Below are 18,576 nucleotides of genomic sequence, written 5' to 3'. Positions count from 1 at the left end.
CCTCGTTTGCTGTGGCTAGGCGAAGCGCAAGCGGGTTCCCACGCCGTGCTCGGCGGCGAGGTGCAGCAGTGCGTGGCCCAGAGCGATGTCCGAAAGGGACAGGCCGCGGTGCCAGAACAAGTTCGTCTCCGAGTCGTGCTCCCGGCTCGGTTTGCTCCCGACCACGAGCTCGCACAACTCACCGTGCAGGGTTTCTTCGGTGAGCAGCCCGCGGTTGACGTGTTCGCGCAGCGACCCGAACTTGCCCGTGCGGCACTGGCCCCAGTCGTCGACCACGATCTTGTCCATGATCCCGGTGAGGGAGAGCTCGACCGCGCTCATCGTCCCGTAGGGGACCACGAGGGCGCCGGGCTTGATCCACTCGGTCTTGAGCAGCGGCTGGGGCTGCGGCAGGCGCGACGCTTCGACCACGATGTCCGCGTCGCGCACACAGGACTCCCAGTCGTCGGTGACGACCACGTCGACGTCGAGGTCGCGCCGCAGCCTTTCGGCGAAGGCGTTGCGGCTTTCCGCGCGCCGGGAGTGCACGCGGATCTGCTCGAGGTCGAACGCCTCCGCGATCAGGCGCACGTTCCAATACGACGTCCCGCGCGCGCCGATGTTGGCGAGGACCTTCGCGTCCTTGCGGGCCAGGTGCCGGGCGCCGAGCGCGGTGACGGCACCGGTGCGCATCTCCGTGATCGCGGTCGCGTCGAGAATGGCCACGGGAGTTCCGGTCGCGGGGTCGAACAGGGTGAGCAACGCCATTTCCGAGGGCAGGCCCACGCGGTAGTTGTCGACGAAGTCGCCGACCACCTTGACCCCGGCCAGGTTCAGCGGGCCGACGTAGCCGCGCAGGACGTTGAAGTGGCCGTTGAACTGTTCACCGGGCTCGAGGTGGACCCGCGGCTCGACCACCGTCTCTCCGTCGCCCTGTGCCCTGAGCCCCGCTTCGACGGCGTCGAGGATCTCCGCGTTCGAGACAGCCAGTTCGGCGATGTCTTTGCCGTTGAGGAAGGTGAAGTAGAGGGGAGCCATCTGTCCTCCGTCGCTGTCGCGGCCGGCGCCGCGAACGAGTGCAGACTCTCCCCGTCACGGATAAGCCGGAAAAGAGATCGCGCCGCGTTTCAGTCTGGGATTCCAGACTTGATCTCGGCGCGCCGGCCCGGCGGGTGCGCGGGTCGCGCAGGTGGCCTGCTCACGCGAGCGCTCGGCCCGCCGCGGCGCGTCAGAGCTCCCGGACGTTCACCAGCGACCGCACGGTGAGCCGCCGGCGTTCTTCGTTGCGGCGCAAGCCGTCCACGATCACCGCGACGCCCAGCCACGTCGCCTCCGCGTCTGCGACGAGGCCCTGCACGCAGCGCGCCTGCCCGCCCGTCTCGATCCAGTCGTCGACCAGCAGCACGCGATCGCCCGCGCCGACGAGCCGGCGGCGGAACCCGAGCGTCAGGTGCCGGTCGCGGTAGTCCGGTGCGGACGTGCGGGTGCGCCAGGCGTCGGAGTCGAACACCGGCCCGCGGTCCTTGCGCACCTCCACGAACCCGACCCCCAGCGCCAGCGCGACCAGCGGCCCGAGCAGGCAGCCGCGCGATTCCGGCCCGAGCACCACCGTCGGCTCGGCGTCGGCGAACAGGCCCGCGAGCGCCGGGCCGAGGTCGCGCAGCAGCCCGGGCGCGCGCCACCACGCCGCCGGGTCGGGGTAGCGCGCGTCGTCGCTGCGATCCCCCAACACGACGGTGGCCTCACGGATCCGGGCCGCCACGGTGGTCATGTCTCCATGGTCGCAGCGGGGGCAACCGAGATACGTTGAGCGCGTGACCAAATACGCGATCGTGGGGTCGGGCTGGCGCGCGGAGTACTTCTGGCGCCTCGCCGGCGAGCTGGAGTGCGTCGGCGTGGTTTCCCGCAGCCCCAAGGACTTGCCGGTGCCGGTGTTCACGTCGCTGGACTCGTGCCTGGCGGAGAAGCCGGACTTCGTGGTCACGGCCGTGCCGTGGGCCGTCACGCCGTCGCTGATCGTGGACCTGGTGGCCCGCGGCGTGCGGGTGCTCGCGGAAACCCCGCCCGCGCCGGATCTCGACGGGCTGCGCGCGCTGTGGCGCGACGTCGGCAGCAGTGGTCTGGTCCAGGTGGCCGAGCAGTACACCCGAGTGCCGGCCCACGCGGCGCGCCTGGCGCTGGCCCGTTCGGGTGCGCTGGGCCCGATCACCCGGGTCGACGTGTCTTCGACGCACCAGTACCACGCCGTGTCGCTGATCCGGACGTTCCTGGGCGCCGGCCTCGGCCCGGTCGAGGTCCGCGCCACGCGGACCACGGCGCCGCTCGCCGACCCCCTTTCCCGCGCCGGCTGGGCGCCGGTCGTCGAGACCAAAACGGCGACCACGACCGTGGCCACCGTCGTTTTCCCGGAGGGCCTGGGCGTCTACGACTTCACCGACAACCAGTGGCACAACCAGCTCCTGGCCCGCCGCTTGCTGGTCCGCGGCACCCACGGCGAGCTGGCCGACCACGAAGCGCTGCGGCTCACGGAAGAGCGCACCATCGTCCGCACGCCGCTCGTCCGCCGCCAGACCGGCTACGACCTCGACCTCGACGGCTACGACACCGACCACATCACCTTCGGCTCCGACGTCCTCTACCGCAACGCCTTCCAGGGCCGCCGCTGGAACGACGAGGAGATCGCCATCGCCACCCTCCTCGCCGACACCGCCGCGTGGGCGCGCGACGAGGGCCCGGCCCCGTACCCGCTGGCCGACGGTCTGGAGGACCACCGCATCGCCCTGGCCATCGAAGAAGCCGCCGACCGCGACACGACGATCCGCACCGGCGCGGAACCCTGGCACTGACCGGTGTTGACAACGGTGGCAGTGGTCCACACCACCGGAACGATTCAGCCCGTGGTAAATCGGCCACTGGTACACGCGGTGGATTGACGGAACCACACCCGAGCGGCAAGGATCTAAGACGCCCCGAATTGACAACGTTGTCACACCGAAAGGAACGCGATGAGAGCGCGGAAACGCGTGTTCGCCGCCTTCGTGCTGGCCACCGCCCTCGCCACGGCCGCGAGCGGAACGGCCGCCACGGCGCAGCCCGACAAGGGACCGAAGTTCGCCAGTGACCCCACCACGCTGGTCGACACGAGCATCGGCAACAACGGCGACGGGACGACCTTCCCCGGCGCCTCCGTGCCGTTCGGCATGGTTCAGCTGAGCCCCGACACGCAGCTGAACCAGTACGCCTCGTACGACTACAAGCAGAACACCATCCTCGGCTTCAGCCACACGCACCTCTCGGGCGTCGGCTGCCAGACGATGGGCAACTTCCGCTTCATGCCGACCACCGGCGCCGTCACCTCGTCCGACCCGGCGGCCTACGGCGCGAAGTTCAGCCACGACAACGAAACCCGCGCGCCGGGCTACTACGGCGTGAAGTTCGACAACGGCATCCAGGCCGAGCTGACCGCAACGCAGCGGACCGGCCAGCACCGCTACACCTACCCGGCCGGCTCGGGCCCCGAGAACGTGCTCATCGAGGTCGGCCAGAGCAACGGTTCCACCTACGCCGGCGACGTCCACGTGGTCGGCAACGACACCGTCGAAGGCTGGCTGCAGGGCGGCAACTTCTGCGGGGAGACCGGTAAGGAGCGCTACCGGATCTTCTTCAGCGCAAAGTTCGACCACGCCTTCTCGTCGTTCGGCACCTGGACCGACGGCACCCTCACGCCCGGTCAGCGCGACGCGTCGCGCGGCACCCAGCGCGCGGGCGCGTGGGTGACGTTCGACCCGGCGCAGAAGAACCAGGTCGGCATCTCCGTGGGCCTGTCCTACACCTCGGTCGACGGCGCGCGCCTCAACCGCAAGGCCGAGCAGCCCTCCTCGTTCGACAAGGCGCGTGCGCAAGCGCACAGCACTTGGCAGGACGAGCTCAACCGCATGCGCGTCGCCGGTGGCAGCACCGCCGATCAGCGCACGTACTACACCGCGCTCTACCACTCGCTGCTGCACCCATCGGTCGGGTCCGATGTGGACAACCGCTACCGCGGCTTCGATGACCAGGTGCACCGCGCGGATTCGACGTACTACCAGATGTTCTCGCTCTGGGACACCTACCGTTCGCAGAACCAGCTGGTGGCGTTGCTGCACCCGGACAAGGCCGCGGACATGGCCAAGTCGGTGTTGCACATCTACCAGGACGGCGGCTGGCTACCTCGCTGGGCGCTCGGCAACAGCGAGACGAACGTGATGAGCGGCGACCCGATCACCCCGTTCCTCGTCGACATCTACAACCGCGGCCTGCTGGACAACCGCACCTCGCGCCAGCTCTTCGACGCGCTCTGGAAGAACGTCAACGAGGTCCCGGCGGACCAGTCGATCTTCCGCGGCCGCGACGGCAACCCGAGTTACGTCCAGAACGGCTGGGTCGCCTACCAGAACCTCCCCGGCTACAAGTACGGCGACAGCCGCCAGGCGGGCTCGGCCACCCTCGAGTACTCGCTCGCCGACTGTTCGCTTTCCACCATGGCGGCGGGGCTGGGTTACCAGGACAAGGCCAAGACTCTCGCGTCCCGCTGTGACAACTTCACCAAGCTCTGGGACCCGAGCGTCGCGTCACAGGGCTTCAGCGGGTTCCCGGTCCCGCGCAACGCGGACGGTTCCGTGGTCGGCAACCCCGACCCGACGCAGACCAACGCCTTCCACGAAGGCACCGCGTGGCAGTACCAGTGGCTCGCCCAGCAGGACCCGGGCACCCTTTTCGGGCTCATGGGCGGCCCGGCCGGTGCCGAGCAGCGGCTGGACAAGTTCTTCGACATGCCGACCGTGCTCACCGACCCGGCCAAGGCCGCTTCGGACTCGTGGGTGACCGGCGCGTACGACTACCACAACAACTTCGCCTTCAACCCCAACAACGAACCCGACTTCCACGCGCCGTACATGTACACGTGGACGAACTCGCCGTGGAAGACGTCGGCCGTGCTCCGCGCCATGCGGACGCTGTTCACCGACAACGTCTACGGCATGCCCGGCAACGACGACCTCGGCGCCACCTCGTCGCTGCTCGTCTTCGCCATGGCGGGCATCTTCGAGGCCCAGCCGGGTTCGGCCAAGTACGTGCTCACGTCGCCCATGTTCGAAAAGGTGCAGATCCACCCGGAACACGGCCGCACGATCGACATCGAAGCGCCCGGCGCCGACGCCTCGAAGCTCCAGTACGTGTCCTCCGCGGACACGAACAAGGGCAAGCTGCGCCAGAGCTGGCTCTCCCACGCCGACCTGCTGAAGGCCGGCACGATCCACATCACGCTCTCCGACCAGCCGACGAACTTCGGCGTCAACGCCGGCCCGCCCGCCATGGGCGCGACCCGCGCTTGACAGCCCGAAGCTCGACGGCCGGACTGCCGCCGGACCGCCGGACCGCTGGGACGGCCGGGCTATTCGACTGCCGACCGGCTCGACCGCCCGGTAGCTCGACGGCCTGGCAGCCCGACGGCTCGGCAAGCCTGATGTGCTGAAGCGGTGAACGATGGACAGCTCGGGGTGCGGATTCCACCACCAGGATCCGCACCCCGAGCTTCGTCATGTCAGGGGTTGTGCCGATCCGATCACCAGGGTCAACGCCCTGGGCTCTGCCGAACGAGAGTTGTCCGAATCCCACCGCGCTGACGCGCACCGCGGGTTGTCCGAATCCCACCGCGGTGATGCGCACCGTGGGTTTCGCGACCCACTGGTGTGTGGATTCCGTCGGTGGGTGGGAGTCGTGGGTGCTTCCGACCGTGGGTTGTCCGAGTTCCACCACGGGGAGATGCTCAGAACCCTTGCCGTGTCAGTGAGTGTGCGAGTTCCACCAGTGGGGACGGTGCCCTGGGCCGAGTGTGTTACGAGGTGTGAGAGCTGTGCGGAATCGACCAGCACGGTCGACCGAAGCTCGGCAGGTTCGCCGGATCAGGGGGTTGGGCTGGTGGGACGGGTTGCCGAGGGCGCCTGCAACATGTCGAGTACACCCCGCCACGCCTCACGCGAGACGGTGATTTGTCCCGCTTCGCGATTCTTGGTGTCCCGGACGCCGACCTCGTGTGCGACTGCCACCTCGACGCAGTTGGAATTCGCCGTGCTGTAGGACGACGTCCACCACCGGGCACTCTGCATGTCTGGCCTCCGCCTAACTCGCCGCCTCCGCGATCATCGCGCGGCTGGCTTCCTCGCTCAACGTCTCTCCAGCCAGAAGCCTAGCAAGCTGCCGATAGAGGACCCAATCCTTATCGCTGCTGAGGAACGAAGTGGTGCTGTGCTGCTCCAGCAGCACAATCGGATCGCGGTGGTCGTATTGGTAGATCACGAACGAGCCATTCATGCCAGGATGGTAATTTGGTTGCCGTGGAAGCACTCGGAGGCTGATGTTCGGTCGCTCCGACATCTCCAGCAGGCGGTCCACCTGGTCGGACATGATCCAGCTTGGTGCGACCGGCTCATCGATGGCGTGATGGCCGATGATCGCGGAATAGATAATCGGGTTGCGGCGGGCGAGAATTTTCTGCCGGTCGAGGCGTACTCGAATCCGAGCATCGATCTGCGGAACTGTGAGACCGGAGGCTTCGAAGATCGCGCGGGCATAATCCGGTGTTTGTAGCAGTCCGGGGATGACGTTAAGTGCCCAATCGGTGATGGATTTCGCACCTTGTTCGTATTGCAACAAGGTGGTCAGTTCCGGTGTGAGTTCTGCGGCACCGTTGGCCATCCAGTTCGGCTCCCGCACGTGCCGCGCGAGGTCCATGATCCGCTTCTTCGGCTCCCCGATCACGCGGAAGAAACCCAGCATGTTGGCCACGTCGTCGGTGGAGGGCGTGCGGGTCCCGGCTTCCCAGTGCACGACGAGACTGGCCGGGAGGTCGAGTGCCCGGGACAGTTCGCGAAGGCCGAACTTATTCGCTTCGCGCACTTCGCGCAGCGCCGCACCCAGTGCCACGGCGCGCGGGGTGCCGGAAGGCTTCGTCATGGTGGTGATGATACGTAACCGGGCGATCACCCATGGCGAGGCTTGTGTTTGCAGCTGGGCACAGGCCGAATGTTCCGGCACGTTGCTGAATAGGGGAGACCGTCGTGTTGAGATGGCAGCAGGCCGAGGGAAAACGTCACGCGCTGGAGGGGCCTTTCGCGCCGCGGCCGGAGGAATCGTTCGTCGCGTTGTGCGGGGTGGAGGTGACCGTCACGGTCACGGACGTTCCGGAGCTCGGCGGGAATTGGTTCGACCCGACCTGCGTGCGGTGTTCGACGACGTGGCTGAGCCGGACGTGACCGATGCGATCCTGCTCGCGCGGATCCGGGATCTGCAGGCCTCACTCGCCACCGACCTCGCCTTCCTCACGCGCACGATCGAAGAAGACGCACCCCGCCCCGACGCGCTGCGCGACCTGGGTGAACGGCTCCTCGACCTGGGCGGCGCGCTGGTGACCAGGTCCGACGAGCTGAACGACGCGCTGCTGGCCACCCTGCCGCCGCACGGCTGGCTGCCCGAGGCCGGCGCGCGCCGCCACGCGATGGGGGTCGCGCACCAGGTGGGGTCGCGGCCGTTGCGGTGCGGCCCGGTGTTCCTCGCGTTGTGCGGGGCGGCCTGCTACCCGTTCTACGGGCGCGACGCCACCAACCGCTCGGCCCGCCACGAAAGGTGCGAAGCGTGCCAAGCCCGGCTGGGTGGCTCCTCCTGACGGGTGTGCACCCGCGCGGACCGGCGAGTTTTCGTGTTGGCTGGGACGATGGCGGAGAACAAACAGGTCACGAACACCGACCGGCTGTTCAAGATCGCGATCACGCTCAAGGGACTCGACGGCGCGATCCAGGTGATCGGCGCGCTGATCCTGGTGTTCATCCCGTCTTCGGTCGTCACGGGGTTCGCCCACGCCGTGATCACGCGTGACCTGCTGGGCGACCCGTCGGGCACCCTCGCGCGGCACCTCGAGCTGGCCACCGAGAACTTCGTGAACGGTGGCACCAAAACGTTCGCTGTTGTGTATCTACTCGCGCACGGTGTCGTCAAACTCGCACTCGTGTGGGCGCTCGCGCGCAAGTGGCTGCGCGCGTACCCGGTGGCGATGGTGGTGCTGGGCGCGTTCGTGGTTTACGAGGTGTACCGGGCGATCGAGACGCATTCGATCGCGTTGCCGTTCTTCGCGGCGCTCGACGCGCTGATCATCGTGCTCGTCTACCGCGAGTACCGGCAGCTTCGCCGCGAACGTGCGAGTCAGCGCGACCGAGGCGGCTCGGCCGGCGGCTCACCGGGCGGCTCGGCGGAGGGCTCAGGCAGCTGAGGGAAACCGCTCCGTCACGATCGCCGTGACGTCCACCTCCGGCTGCTCGACGAACAGCGCGGTCGCGTTGTCCGTGCCGCCGAGGCTGATGGCCGTCTCGACGAGGCCCGCGGCGCCGCGCTCGGGGTCGGCGAGGATCTCGTCGAGGGTGGCGGGCGGGAGCACCTTGTGCACGCCGTCGCTGGTGAGCAGCAGCCCGCCGCCGACCAGCTCCGCGGTGCCGATCTCGTCGGGTTTGGTGGTGCGTACGCTGGTCGTCACCAGGTGCTCCATCCGCGGCGAATACGGCTGGTGCCGCGCCCGGAAGTATTCGGCCATCGTGTGGTCGGTGGTGAGCTTGCGGGTCATGGTGCCGTCCCAGGCGTACGCGCGGGCGTCGCCAACCCACGCGATGCGGTAGCCACCGGCGAAGGGCATGGCGACCACGAGCACGGCATCGCCGGTACCGCCGAGGTTCCGCAGGGCCTGCTGGGCGTTGAGGATCGCCGCGACCGGCCCGCTCTGCACCGGCGTGCGCGCGGCCGCCGCGGCGGCGGTCTGGGCGGCGCGGCCGGCACCGGGGTCGTCGCCGACGCCGTCGGCGAGCGCGAAGGTGATCCCGGGGGCGCCGGCGAGGGCGTACGCGCTGACGGCGTCGGCATTGCGCTCGCGCGGGCCCTGCGCGCTGGCGGTGTGCCAGCGGGGGTATCCGGCCATCGGGACCTCCCGGGTGTTCGCGACTTTCCCCCTGCCCTTCCCAGAATGCGCCCGTTTCCTGGGAAGGTGCTGAGACGTGCCTGTTTTTCCCCTGATGGCCTACACCACTTGTCCACCCGAGCGCTTCGGTCACCCCGCAGCACGGCGAAGGCCACCCCGCCGCGCCGCGGGGTGGCCTTCGGGCTCTCACTGAGTGAGGTCGTAGACGGTCTGCCCGCCGACGGTCGTCGCGGTGAAGTTCGCCGCGACCCACTCCGTGATCTCGCTGGAGCCGCCGCCGGGACCACCGCCACGGCCGCCGTCGACGTAGTAGGAGATCTGGCCGTCGGCGACGTAACGCTGGAACTCCGCCAGCGTCGGCGCGGGGTCGCTGCCGCTCCAGCCGCCGATACCGATCACCGCCTTGCCGCTCGCGAGTTCGAGACTCGCGGCCGACTGGGAACCCGTGGTGGCGGCCGCCCACTTGGTGGTGGTTTTCGCCAGCAGTTGTCCGATTTCGCTCCCGGTTTGTTCGTCTCCGAAACCACCGCCGAACCCACCACCGGGACCGCCACCCTGGCCGCCGCCGAAGCCACTGGTCGCCGGCCCCGACGTGGGGATCGAGCCGCTGTGCGGCACGGCGGCCGTCTCGACGGCGTATGCGGCGGTGCCGAGGCCGAGCGTCAGCACACAGGCCGTGGCGACGACGGCGAGCGCTTTGCGCAGAGGTGGCACCCCGACCACCACCACCGTCGCGACCAGCAACCCGAGCACCACGATGAGCCAGCGCAGCACGGGGAACCAGTCGGGCGTGCGGTCGAGGAGGATGAAGTCCCACACGGCCGTGACAGCGATCATCGCGCCGAGCGTCGCGCGCGGGCCGGTGGTGGCGCGGCCGCGCCACAACGCGTGGCCGGAGATCGCGACCAGTGCGGCGATCGCGGGGGCGAGCTGCACGGCGTAGTACGGGTGGACCGTCCCGCCCATCAGGCTGAACACGAGCCCGGTGACCAACAGCCAGCCACCCCAGACGATCAGCGCGGCGCGCGTGCGGTCGGTGCGGGCGGCGCGGCGCGTGAACCACAGGCCCGCGACGAGCCCGATGATCGCGGCCGGCAGCAGCCACGACACCTCCGTGCCGAAACTCGCGCCGAACATGCGGCCGAGGCCGGAGCTGCCGCCGAACATCGTGTTGCCGCCGGCTGGGCCCCCGAACCCGCCGCCGCCCATGTTGCCTTCGCCGCCGAAGATGCGGCCGAGGCCGTTGTAGCCGAGGGCGAGCTCCAGCAGGCTGTCGCCGGTGGAGCCGCCGATGTAGGGCCGCGACGACGCCGGCCAGACCTCGACGAGCGCGACGAACCAGCCCGCCGACACGACGACCCCCGCCGCCGCGGCGAGCAGGTGCAGCAAGCGCTTCCCGAGCGACGTCGGCGCGGCGATCAAGTACGCGAGCGCGAACGCCGGCAGCACGAGGAAGGCCTGCATCATCTTCGTCAGGAAGCCGAACCCGACGGCGATCCCGGCGAACACGAGCCACTTCGGGCTCGCCTCCTCCAGTGCCCGCACGGTGCAGTAGGCCGCGGCGACGAGCAGGAGCACGAGCAGTGCGTCGGGGTTGTTGAAGCGGAACATCAACGCGGCCACCGGCGTCAGCGCGAGGCCGGCGCCGGCGAGGAGGCCGGGGATCGGGCCGGAGACGCGGCGGACCGTCAGGTACAGCAGGCCGGCCGACGCGACGCCCATGAGCGCTTGCGGGGCCAGGACCGTGAAGCTGGAGAAACCGAAGAGCCGGGCGAAGGCCGTGCCGACCCAGAGGGCGGCGGGCGGTTTGTCGACCGTGAGCACGTTGCCGGAGTCGAGGCTGCCGAAGAGCCAGGCTTCGGCGTTCTGCGTGCCGGATTGCACGGCGGCGGCGTAGAAGGAGTTGCCGAAGCCCGAGGCGGTGAGGTCCCAGAAGTAGAGCACGGCCGTCAGGGCCAGGAGGCCGAACGCGGCCGGGCGGACCCACGGGGGTGAGTGTTCGTTGCGGTGCTGCGGGGTTTTCGCGACGGGGACGGCGAGGGCGGCGGTCATGGGGTCTCCGTAAGTTGTTAGGTGGCCCGGGAGGGCCGGATGTGGCTGATGAGGTCTTGCCCGTGGTGGCGCCCGAGGAGTGGCCGTCCGGCTCTTCGGGGCGCCCTGGCTGCTGGTTGAGATGCGCGTGCTGGTCGCTGTTTACGGAGATGACGGCGGGGTGTTCCTCGGGCCAACGGACGATCGTCGAGGTCGAGGAGACGTGCTTGAGTAAGCAGCGGACCCGTGTCTGGGCAGGGGTTGACGCGGGCAAGGCCCACCACTGGGCGGCGGTGGTCGATGACACCGGCGCGACGGTGTGGTCCAGGAAGATCGCCAATGACGAGACGGCGATCTTGGATGCGCTGGGCGAGATCGTCGGCCTGGCTGAGCGGGTGTCGTGGGCAGTGGACATCTCCGGCACCGCCTCGGCGTTGCTGCTGGCGCTGCCGGCCGCCCATGGCCAGCAGGCTGTCTATGTGCCCGGGCGGACAGTCAACCGGATGTCCGGCGCCTACCGGGGCGAGGCCAAGACCGGCGCCCGCGACGCCTACGTCATCGCGGAGACTTCCCGCGTCCGCAACGACTTCCGTGCCATCGACGTGCCTGTCCAGCTGGCCGCGGACCTGGCCCTGCTCACCGGGCATCGCGCTGATCTGGTCGCTGACCGGGTCCGGATGATCAACCGGGTGCGCGATGTGCTCACGGGCATCAGCCCCGCGTTGGAGCAGGCGTTCGACTACTCCGCCCACAAGGGTGCGCTGGTGTTGCTGAGCGGCTACCAGACCCCGGCCGCGATCCGCCGGCTGGGCCGGACCCGGCTGACCGCCTGGCTGGCCAACCGCAAGGTGCGTGGTGCCGAGGCGGTCGCCGCCACCGCGCTGAACGCCGCCCAAGCCCAGCACACCACCCTGCCCGCAGAGCGAGTGGCCGCCGCCATCGTGGCCGAGCCGGCCCGCCAGCTCCTCGGCGTGGACGAGAGGCTCAAGAAGATCGAGGACCAGATCCGCGACACCTTCCGCGGCCACCCGCAAGCCGAGATCATCGAATCGCTGCCCGGCATCGGACCGATCCTGGGCGCCGAACTCGTCGTCGCTGCCGGTGATCTGGCCGCTCACGCCGACTCCGGGCATCTGGCCTCGGCCGCCGGACTGGTGCCGGTGCCACGGGATTCCGGCCGCCGCACCGGCAACCTGCACCGCCCCCAACGCTACAGCCGACGCCCGCGCCGCGTGTTCTACCTGTCCGCGCAGAGCAGCATCATCCGCGACGGACCCCACCGCGACTTCTACCTCAAAAAACGCGGCCAGGGCCTCAAACACGTCCAGGCCGTCATCGCCCTCGCCCGCCGCCGCGTCGACGTGCTGTGGGCACTCCTGCGTGACAACCGGGTCTTCACCCCCGCCATCCCGGTCACACAAGCCGCTTGACAACGTCATTGAGACTCCTCGGCAGGGCGCCGGCGGCGGGGGTTGAACACCCAGCCGCGCAGCAGCAGGAAGCGGAGCACCGTGGCGGCGAGGTTCGCCAGCACGAGCACGGTGGTCTCCAGCACGAGCCCGGGGTGGGTCGTGTGGTTCAGCACGGCCAGCGAGCCGCTCGTCAGCGCGAGTCCGAGGCCGAACACGAGCAAGCCCTCGAACTGGTGGCGGGTGGCGCCGCCGCGGCCGCGGACGCCGAACGTCACGCGCCGGTTGACTGCCGTGTTGGCGATGGCCGTGAGCAGCAGGGCCGTGAAGTTCGCCGCCTGCGAACCGACGAGGCCGCGCAGGAGCAGGAACAGCAGCAGGTACGCGGCCGTGCTGGCCACGCCGACGGCGGCGAACCGCACGAGCTGCGTCACGAGGCCGGGCGACACGCCGGGCGCGTCGACGCCGATGGGCTCGCGGCCGAGCTGCTCGCGCAGGCGGCGCACGGGGATCTCGCCGGTGAGCGTGGCGCGCGTGATGCGCACGATGCCCTTGAGGTCGGCCGTCGCCGTGGCGACGATGTTGACCGACGAGTCCGGGTCGTCGACCCAGTCGACGGGCACCTCGTGGATCCGCAGGCCCGAGCGCTGGGCGAGCACGAGCAGCTCCGTGTCGAAGAACCAGGCCGGGTCCTGCACGTGGGGGAGCAGGCGGTGCGCGACGTCCGCGCGGATGGCCTTGAAGCCGCACTGCGCGTCGGAGAACTTGGCGGCCAGGGTGGACTTCAGGATCAGGTTGTAGCACCGCGAGATGAACTCGCGTTTGGGCCCGCGCACGACCCGCGCGCCCCGGGCGAGCCGGCTGCCGATGGCGAGGTCCGAATGACCCGACAGCAGCGGCGCGACGAGCGGCGAGAGCGCGGCGAGGTCGGTGGAGAGGTCGACGTCCATGTAGGCGAGGACCTGGGCGTCCGAAGTGGACCAGACTTGCCTGAGCGCGCGCCCGCGGCCCTTCTCGTCGAGGTGGCGCACCTCGACGTGCTTGATCTCTCTGGCCAGCCGCTCGGCGACGAGCAGGGTCTCGTCGGTGCTCGCGTTGTCCGCGATGGTGATGCGGTACGGGTAGCGCGCGTGCTCCTCGAGGTGCGCGTGCAGCCGGCGGATGCACGGCTCCAGGTCGGATTCCTCGTTGTACACCGGAATCACGACGTCGAGCACGGGCTGCGGCCCACTGAGGCCGACCGGGGTGGTCCCGGGCCGCGGCCGGGGCACGGCACCGGCTTCACTGCGGGAGGGTGCGGTGGCGTTCATGGGGTTCACGTTCGGTCGTGGGGCTTTGGTGAGCTTGTGGTGTTCCTGTGCGCGCCCTGTGGGTCGCTTCCCCAACGGGTGATCTTGTTCGGCGACTTCATGCGAAATGCGCGGCGGACAGGCGGTCTACGAGGTTCGCACCGCTGATCCGTTGTACGGGGAACACCTGGTGCACATGGTTTTGATCACGTCGGTGATGATCGTTTCGTTCGTCGCCTGTCTGATCAGGGCGGCGTCCGGCGGGCTTTTGGGTGGTTCACCTCGTGCGTGGAGGAGCTGGTGGGTGCGTCCGGTGGACTGGGAACGGGCACTGGAGGTGTTCCTGTCGCGCGTTTCGGGCGTAATCAGGCCTATCACCGTACGATCGGGTGATGTTGTTCGAAGCGCGGTTGCGTGAGGGGATCCACGAAGGGCGCATCACGCTCATGGTGCGCCGGTGGGCGCGCAGCAAAGCGATCCCCGGGCACCGGTACCGGACGGGCGTCGACCTGATCGAGGTGGAGGAGGTCGACGAGATCGTCGAGGGGGATCTGACGGACGAGGACGCCGTCGCGGCCGGGTACGGGGATCGGGCGGACCTGATCGCGAACCTGCGCGGGGGCGAGGAAGTGCCGCTGTACCGGGTGCGGTTCCACGTTGTCACGGACGGGGATCCGCGGGACCGGCTGGCGGCCACCGCCGATCTCACGGCCGACGACGTCGCGGCGATCGACGCGCGGTTGCAGCGGTTCGACGCCACCGGGCCGAAGCGGGCGTGGACGAGGGAGACCCTGGAAGCCATCCGGGCGAATCCCGGGCTGCGCGCCGGCACCCTCGCCGAGCAGCTGGGCTGGGAGGAGCTGCTCGTGTTCAAGCGATCCGTCCGCAAGCTCAAGGACCTGGGCCTCACGTTGTCCCTTGAAGTCGGGTACCGGCTTTCGCCGCGCGGGGAGGCGTACCTCAGGTTGTCAGGTCGTACACGGTGACACCGTCCACTGTGGTCGCCTGGTAGTTCTCGGCGACCCAGGAAGCGATCTGCTGGGCGTAGTCGCTTCCGAAGGAGCCCCGCACCATCAGGCCGTCGCCGACGAAGTAGTGGATGCGTCCGGAGTGGACGTACTGCTGGAACTGAGCCGGCGTCGGATACGGGTCGGTGCCGTTGAAGCCGCCGACGGCCAGGACGGGCAGGCCGGTCGCGAGCTGGTAGCCCGCGGCGTTGTTGGAACCGACCGTCGCCGCGGCCCAGGAGTCCGCCGCGTGAACCACAGACCCGCGACGAGCGCGAGCAGTGCGGCCGGCAGCAGCCACGCGATCCCGCCCGCCATTTCGTTGCCGAAGAAGCGGAACAGGCCCGTCGTGCCCCAGCCCCGCCCGCCGCCGACACTGCCGGTCTCGTCGCCGGTGATGCGGCCGAAGCCGTTGTAGCCGAGGGTGAGCTCCAGCAGGCTGTTGTCCTGCGAACCCCCGATGAACGGCCGGTCCGCGGCCGGCCACAGCGCCACCACGGCGAGGTACCACCCGGCCGAAACCACCACCGCCGCCAGCCCGCCGAGCAGGTGCAGCAAGCGTTTGCCCACCGGCACCGGCGCGGCGATCAGGTAGGCCAGCGCCAGCGCGGGCAGCACGAGGAACGCCTGGAGCATCTTCGCCAGGAACCCGAACCCGACCGCCATCCCGGCCAGCGCGAGCCACCGCGGGCTCGTCTTCTCGACCGCGCGCACGGTGCAGTACGCCGCCGCGATCAGCAGCAGCACCAGCAACGCGTCGGGGTTGTTGAACCGGAACATCAGCGCCGCGACCGGCGTCAGCGCGAGCACCGCGCCGGCCAGCAACCCGGCGGCCGCGCCCGAGGTGCGCCGGACCGTCGCGTACAGCAGGTACGTCGACCCGACGCCCATCAGCGCTTGCGGCACCAGCACACTCCACGCGTTCACGCCGAACAGCCGCGTCGAAAGCCCCATCACCCACAGCGCGGCGGGCGTCTTGTCCACGGTGATGCCGTTGGCCGCGTCGCTCGACCCGAAGAACCACGCCTTCCAGCTCTGCGAACCGGCCTGCGCCGCGGCCGAGTAGAACGCGTTGGCCCACCCCGAAGCGCTCAGGTCCACCAGGTACAGCGCCGCCGTCCCCAGCAGGAGGACGGCCAGCGCGGGCCGCACCCAGCGCGGCTGGGCCACGGTGGCCCGCTTCGGTGAGACGGCGGGAATCGCGACTGCGGTCATGGTCCCCACCCTGTCGGCCCACCCTGGGCCGCCCATGTGCCCACCCTGTGTACGCCCTGTGCGACGCGACGTCACAGCGTCACCGGACACGACCGTCCGCGACGGGAGGAACCGGTCAGGCTTCGAGCTGTGCGACGGGTGCTTGCGGTACCCGCGGCAGGGGCACGAGCACCGGCAGCCGCACCGCGAACTCCGTGCGGCCCGGCCGGCTGTGGACCTCGATCGTCCCGTGGTGCGCCACCAGCACGGCCGCCGCGATCGCCATGCCCAGCCCCGTCGAGCCGGCGGCGCGGGAGCGCGACGAATCCCCGCGCGCGAACCGTTCGAACACCGCCGGCAGCAGTTCCGGGGTGATGCCGGGGCCGTTGTCGGTCACCGTCACGACCGCGCTGCCGTCCGCCGAGCGCGCCAGGCTCGTGACGACGGTCGTGCCGGGCGGGGTGTGCACGCGGGCGTTGGTCAGCAGGTTCGCCAGCACCTGGTGCAGCCGTTGCACGTCGCCGAGGACGAACAGCGGGGAATCGGGCAGTTCGAGGCGCCACTGGTGGGTCGGGCCGGCGACGTGCGCGTCGCTGACGGCGTCGGCGACCAGGCGCGCGAGGTCGACCTCCGCGACGTCGAGCGGCCGGCCCGCGTCGAGGCGCGCGAGCAGCAGCAGGTCCTCCACGAGCGTCGTCATGCGGTCGGCCTCGGACTCGATGCGGGTCATGGACCGCGCGATGTCGGGCGGCACCTGCATGCGGCCGCGGCTCGCGAGCTCGGCGTACCCGCGGATGGCGGCGAGCGGCGTGCGCAGCTCGTGGCTCGCGTCCGCGACGAACCGGCGCACGCGCAGCTCACTCTCGTGCCTTGCTTCGAGGGCGGCCGAGATGTGGCCGAGCATGAGGTTCAGCGCCGACCCGACTTGGCCGACCTCCGTGCGCGGGTCGGTGTCGCCGTCGGGCACGCGCACCGACAGGTCCACGTAGCCGCGGTCGAGCGGCAGCTCGGAGACGCGCGCGGCGGTCGCGGCCACGCGGTCGAGCGGCCGCAGCGTGCGCCGCACCGCGAACGCGCCGATGAACGCCGCACCCGTGACGCCGGCGGCCGCGACGCCGAACAGGATCAGGCCGACCGTGAGCAGCGTCTGCTGCACGGGTTGCAGCGGCACCCCGGTCACGACCACGCCGTCCGGGATGGCCACCGCCGTGACCCGGTAGTCGCCGAGGTCGCCGACGGTCCGCGTGTACGCGCGGCCGTCCACCGGCAGGCTCTGCAGCGCCGCGAGCTGGTCGGGTGTGAGCGTCACGCGCTGGCCGTGCTGGGACAGCGATCCGCCGTCGACGAGCTGGCCGCCGGAGAAGTGCGCGTTCACGGTGCCGGCGCCCTGGCCGGGCGCGTCGAGGGGGTTGTGGCCGCCGAGCGGCCCGCCGTGCGTCGCGAAGTCCGCGGCGCGGGCGGTGGCCGCGTAGAGCTGGCCGTCGGTCTGGTCGACCAGGAACGCGCGCAGCGCGAATTCGCTCACCACTCCGATCACCAGGCACACCAGCGACAGCAGCAGCACGATCGACACGGTCAGCTTCGCGCGCAGCGACAGCCGCCCCCAGCGGGGCGGGGCGGACTTCGCGCGGACGGCCATGACACGAGCGTGGGACCGCACTGTGTGGGCGAGATGTGTGCTGCCTGTGAGCCCGCTGTGGGCGTGGATCACAGCGCGGCCAGATGCTCGCCACAGTGCGCACCCAGGGTCACCGCAGACCGTGGGGCGGGTTCCCCCGACCGGCCCATTCGGATGGCGTAAACCATGACCACGCCCAGGCTTCAGCCGTCCACTCCGGACACTCACGCGCCCGGAAACCCTTCCCCCGCACCGGCCCGAAAGTGGCTGGCCGGCGGCATCGCCGCGGTGATCGTCGCCGGCGGCGGCGTCGCCGGGTGGGTCGGGAGCGGCTCGTCGGACGACGCTTCCGCGGCCGTCCCGGGCTCCGGGCCGATGGGCGGCCCCGCTGGCCCCGCTGGCCCCGCCGGCGGCGCCGCGCTCGGCCCGGTCCTGCACGGCGAATTCGTGACCACCGACGACAGCGGCGGCTACGTCGCGAAGTTCCGGCAGACCGGCCAGGTCACCGCCCTGTCCGCCACCTCGATCACCGCCCGCAGCGACGACGGTTTCACGAAGGTCTACACCATCGACCCCACCACCGCGACGGGCATCACGAACGGCGAAGAGGTGACCATCGTCGCCACCACTTCGGGCGCCACGGCCACCGCCACGTCCGTCACCGAAGCCGGCAGCGGGATGAACGGCGCGCCACCGTCACCGTAGGGTCCGCGCTCCCGCACCGGCGGTTGCCGGTGCACCTGGGCTGCTGCGGCGTCGTCACCACAGGTTCCGGGCCGCCGCAACGGCTTGCGCCGCCCGGGCGGACGCCGCGAGCGGCGGCCGCCCGGGCCGGTCGTGACCGTGCCGGACGGCGCGGTCGCCGCTATGTTGACCGCGGGGGCCGGTGCGCTCGGCGGGCCGTGGTGTCGTCACACCAGGGGTTCGTGCTGCAAGGGCTTGTTTCGCGTCCGGGGGTGTCGTGGGCGGTGATGGGGTTGCGTGGGTCGTGACGATGGTGGCCGCGAGGTTGGTCGCGGGGGCCGGTGCACCCAGTCTGCCGTGGTGTCGT

16 protein-coding genes and 1 pseudogene are annotated in these 18,576 nt (G+C 70.3%); 8 read left to right on the top strand and 9 right to left on the bottom strand.

The genetic code is table 11. From position 1 onward, the window contains the following. Positions 1-15 precede the first annotated feature (15 nt). Positions 16-1,017 carry an ornithine cyclodeaminase family protein gene (locus ACIA77_RS25525; RefSeq protein WP_395888477.1) on the bottom strand — a complete coding sequence of 334 codons (1,002 nt, stop codon included), beginning with the start codon at positions 1,015-1,017 and terminating at the stop codon, positions 16-18. Between the two features lie 190 nt (positions 1,018-1,207). Then, positions 1,208-1,750: a phosphoribosyltransferase family protein gene (locus ACIA77_RS25520; protein ID WP_395888476.1), complete on the bottom strand. Its 543-nt coding sequence runs from the start codon at positions 1,748-1,750 to the stop codon at positions 1,208-1,210. A gap of 43 nt (positions 1,751-1,793) precedes the next feature. Here ACIA77_RS25520 and ACIA77_RS25515 point away from each other — a divergent pair, with 43 nt between their 5' ends. Together ACIA77_RS25515 and ACIA77_RS25510 are read left to right on the top strand one after the other, a co-directional pair. Then, positions 1,794-2,825 (top strand): Gfo/Idh/MocA family oxidoreductase, encoded by a 1,032-nt coding sequence (locus tag ACIA77_RS25515; protein ID WP_395888475.1) that lies wholly within the window; start codon positions 1,794-1,796, stop codon positions 2,823-2,825. A gap of 159 nt (positions 2,826-2,984) precedes the next feature. Beyond that, entirely contained in the window at positions 2,985-5,351 is a 2,367-nt protein-coding gene (locus ACIA77_RS25510) for a GH92 family glycosyl hydrolase (protein ID WP_395888474.1), read from the top strand. A 570-nt stretch (positions 5,352-5,921) separates the two neighbouring features. Here ACIA77_RS25510 and ACIA77_RS25505 read toward each other — a convergent pair. Both ACIA77_RS25505 and ACIA77_RS25500 read right to left on the bottom strand, forming a co-directional pair. Next, complete coding sequence (locus tag ACIA77_RS25505; RefSeq protein WP_395888473.1) at positions 5,922-6,125, bottom strand: DUF397 domain-containing protein; 204 nt, start codon at positions 6,123-6,125, stop codon at positions 5,922-5,924. Positions 6,126-6,138: 13 nt separating this feature from the next. Further along, positions 6,139-6,972, bottom strand: coding sequence for a Scr1 family TA system antitoxin-like transcriptional regulator (locus ACIA77_RS25500; RefSeq protein ID WP_395888472.1), 834 nt, complete (start codon positions 6,970-6,972; stop codon positions 6,139-6,141). A 104-nt stretch (positions 6,973-7,076) separates the two neighbouring features. Here ACIA77_RS25500 and ACIA77_RS25495 point away from each other — a divergent pair, with 104 nt between their 5' ends. Genes ACIA77_RS25495 through ACIA77_RS25485 form a run of 3 tightly spaced genes read left to right on the top strand, consistent with a single transcriptional unit; the run spans position 7,077 to position 8,281 of the window. Next, a complete protein-coding gene (locus tag ACIA77_RS25495) occupies positions 7,077-7,271 on the top strand; it encodes a zinc finger protein (RefSeq protein WP_204094574.1) in 195 nt (64 codons plus the stop codon). Then, positions 7,253-7,681, top strand: a complete 429-nt coding sequence (locus ACIA77_RS25490) for a hypothetical protein (RefSeq protein WP_395888471.1) — start codon at positions 7,253-7,255, stop codon at positions 7,679-7,681. The genes ACIA77_RS25495 and ACIA77_RS25490 overlap by 19 nt, the downstream gene beginning before the upstream one ends. Before the next feature lie 48 nt (positions 7,682-7,729). Then, positions 7,730-8,281 (top strand): DUF2127 domain-containing protein, encoded by a 552-nt coding sequence (locus ACIA77_RS25485; protein WP_395888470.1) that lies wholly within the window; start codon positions 7,730-7,732, stop codon positions 8,279-8,281. Here the strand turns inward: ACIA77_RS25485 and ACIA77_RS25480 are convergent. Beyond that, the gene (locus ACIA77_RS25480; RefSeq protein ID WP_395888469.1) at positions 8,270-8,977 is read right to left on the bottom strand and encodes a PP2C family protein-serine/threonine phosphatase; all 708 of its coding nucleotides are present in this window, start codon (positions 8,975-8,977) and stop codon (positions 8,270-8,272) included. The two genes, ACIA77_RS25485 and ACIA77_RS25480, sit on opposite strands and share 12 nt — an antisense overlap. A 186-nt stretch (positions 8,978-9,163) precedes the next feature. Next, positions 9,164-11,029 carry a glycosyltransferase family 39 protein gene (locus ACIA77_RS25475; protein WP_395888468.1) on the bottom strand — a complete coding sequence of 622 codons (1,866 nt, stop codon included), beginning with the start codon at positions 11,027-11,029 and terminating at the stop codon, positions 9,164-9,166. A gap of 206 nt (positions 11,030-11,235) precedes the next feature. Here ACIA77_RS25475 and ACIA77_RS25470 point away from each other — a divergent pair, with 206 nt between their 5' ends. After that, positions 11,236-12,438: an IS110 family transposase gene (locus tag ACIA77_RS25470; protein ID WP_395888467.1), complete on the top strand. Its 1,203-nt coding sequence runs from the start codon at positions 11,236-11,238 to the stop codon at positions 12,436-12,438. Positions 12,439-12,443: 5 nt separating this feature from the next. On the opposite strand, the gene ACIA77_RS25465 is transcribed toward ACIA77_RS25470, so the two are convergent. After that, a complete protein-coding gene (locus tag ACIA77_RS25465; RefSeq protein WP_395888466.1) occupies positions 12,444-13,727 on the bottom strand; it encodes a glycosyltransferase in 1,284 nt (427 codons plus the stop codon). A 371-nt stretch (positions 13,728-14,098) separates the two neighbouring features. Between ACIA77_RS25465 and ACIA77_RS25460 the strand changes: the two genes are divergently transcribed. After that, positions 14,099-14,692 carry a hypothetical protein gene (locus ACIA77_RS25460; RefSeq protein ID WP_395888465.1) on the top strand — a complete coding sequence of 198 codons (594 nt, stop codon included), beginning with the start codon at positions 14,099-14,101 and terminating at the stop codon, positions 14,690-14,692. Here the strand turns inward: ACIA77_RS25460 and ACIA77_RS25455 are convergent. Both ACIA77_RS25455 and ACIA77_RS25450 read right to left on the bottom strand, forming a co-directional pair. After that, a pseudogene (locus tag ACIA77_RS25455) lies at positions 14,667-15,928 on the bottom strand (glycosyltransferase family 39 protein). The gene ACIA77_RS25460 and the pseudogene ACIA77_RS25455 sit on opposite strands and share 26 nt — an antisense overlap. 115 nt (positions 15,929-16,043) lie before the next feature. Then, positions 16,044-17,546, bottom strand: coding sequence for a sensor histidine kinase (locus ACIA77_RS25450; RefSeq protein ID WP_395888464.1), 1,503 nt, complete (start codon positions 17,544-17,546; stop codon positions 16,044-16,046). A gap of 165 nt (positions 17,547-17,711) precedes the next feature. Here ACIA77_RS25450 and ACIA77_RS25445 point away from each other — a divergent pair, with 165 nt between their 5' ends. Next, complete coding sequence (locus tag ACIA77_RS25445; protein WP_395888463.1) at positions 17,712-18,230, top strand: hypothetical protein; 519 nt, start codon at positions 17,712-17,714, stop codon at positions 18,228-18,230. Positions 18,231-18,576: the final 346 nt, after the last annotated feature.

It is taken from the genome of Amycolatopsis sp. NPDC051903 (assembly GCF_044452505.1).
Classification (GTDB): domain Bacteria; phylum Actinomycetota; class Actinomycetes; order Mycobacteriales; family Pseudonocardiaceae; genus Amycolatopsis.
This window is presented reverse-complemented; position numbering and strand designations above follow the sequence as displayed.